The sequence below is a fragment of the Stenotrophomonas sp. MH181796 genome (assembly GCF_009659995.1).
GTDB classification, from domain to species: domain Bacteria; phylum Pseudomonadota; class Gammaproteobacteria; order Xanthomonadales; family Xanthomonadaceae; genus Stenotrophomonas; species Stenotrophomonas riyadhensis.
The window spans coordinates 1-1,649 of record NZ_RAHU01000023.1 but is presented as its reverse complement, the minus strand read 5'-3'; the positions used below and the strand labels follow the sequence as shown (position 1 = coordinate 1,649).

1 protein-coding gene and 1 pseudogene are annotated in these 1,649 nt (G+C 51.2%); both read right to left on the bottom strand.

What is annotated here, in order from left to right:
- A partial coding sequence (locus D5301_RS23945; protein WP_153857080.1) for a DUF6708 domain-containing protein occupies positions 1 to 817 on the bottom strand: 817 nt, incomplete at its 3' end.
- Positions 814 to 1,649, bottom strand: a pseudogene (locus tag D5301_RS24085) (hypothetical protein); the annotation flags it as partial. The pseudogene D5301_RS24085 and the gene D5301_RS23945, both read right to left, overlap by 4 nt.

The following is a 1,649-nucleotide window of genomic DNA, read 5'->3' as shown; positions in this document are numbered from 1 at the left end:
TGAATTTCTCGCCCCGGTCCAAAGCGGGCCCGTGATCGTTCATGTATCGGCGAATATGCTCCCAAAGCTGCAGAAGCTCGAAATCATCCCCCCAGCCCTTGAAGCCTATGTTCATTTCACAGGCCACCTTTCGTGGATCATTCTCTTGACCAAAGACCAACGTCAGAATGTAGGTCCACCGAGCAGAACTTGCGCCAGGCGTGACCTCAAGAATCCGGTAGGTGCGCGGCTTTAGAGTGGCCCAACTATGGCATTCAAAGACAACAGTAGAGAGTTCAAACAATCGAACGAAGGATGGCATTTTTGGAACCGCCACCCAAACCTCCCTGGTCTCCCTATTAAACAAGACCGGAAAATCAGATGGCATGAATACAAGAACACGCAACAGTACGCTAAATATACTTACACCCGAAACAAAACCAATCACACCAGCAATCGACAAACCAATCGCAAGACCCGGCTGGCCCATAGCCCCCGCCCCGGCCTGAGCAATTATATAAGCACACCAGAGTCCCACAAAAATTAGACCGGATGCAGGCAGGAATCCGAACCACGCAAGCACCGAAATACTCAGCGAGCCCCTTAGCCCTCCAATAAGCACTCCATTCTCGTATGCAGCGACCACGACATCAGACGACGACGGGCAAGTGTGCACGACGGCCGAATCGGCGCTGTCGAGAATTCTACGTGGCTGCGCAACTCCAACTTGCGCCTTACCTTGGCTTCGAGCCCGTGCAAAATCGACGTCAAAATATGGCTCATCACCCTCCCATTCCGGGACCGCAACTGCACCTGATCTTTTGGATGAATCGCTCACTCAACCACCATTCTTTCTTGAATAATTGTATCGCCACCTTCAAGAGCATCTCGAATGATCAGCTCTACTGCCAGCATGGAGAACCTACCGCTTTGCACATGCCCAGAAATCGTCAATGCATCGAGAGCAGCGTGATCTATTTGACCGGCTGATACTCCCTGACCCCAGTTCTCTCCCGGTCTACCACTGGCGTCGGTTGAGTATGCGACTATGGTTTCAGTGCCCCCGATGCCTTGACCGCGGATCTGAATCTGGATTCCAAGCCGCCTCCTCATTTGCTCCACCAGCTTAAGCTTCACAACGAATTCTCTAGTGAATTTCGCATCAGACTCTTGGGCGGTCATTCGCCGCACAGCCTCTCCGATGATCACATCATCAATGCTAGTGACGTTCTTCCAACTAAAAGAACTTCTAAACTGCGCATCAATTTCAATGCCCAAAAGAACTTTATTAAGCTCCTGTAATTCCACATCATTACTTGGCCACGTCGACGCGAACCCGTCCCCCCAAGTGCACCTCGCCGCCCAGTCTTCCATGGGATGAGTCATGAAGAGGGATGCTACAAAACCTAAGGCAAACCCTATGACAATGAATACAATCCCCCAGCCCAGCCACGACGTGGAAACACCAAAACCCTGAACAACTATAGAAATAGCATAAATACTAAACGCCGCCCCGCCCAGGAATATAGAAACTGCTTGAAGCGCATGGGCAGTAGCAGCAATTCCCCGCCCGTTTCGCACATCGTCGGCCGTCGCAATAAAACTCTGCGCCGAATCAATAAATGATCCGATTGCTGCAAATATCGCAACCGTCATTTCCAGCCGCTTCG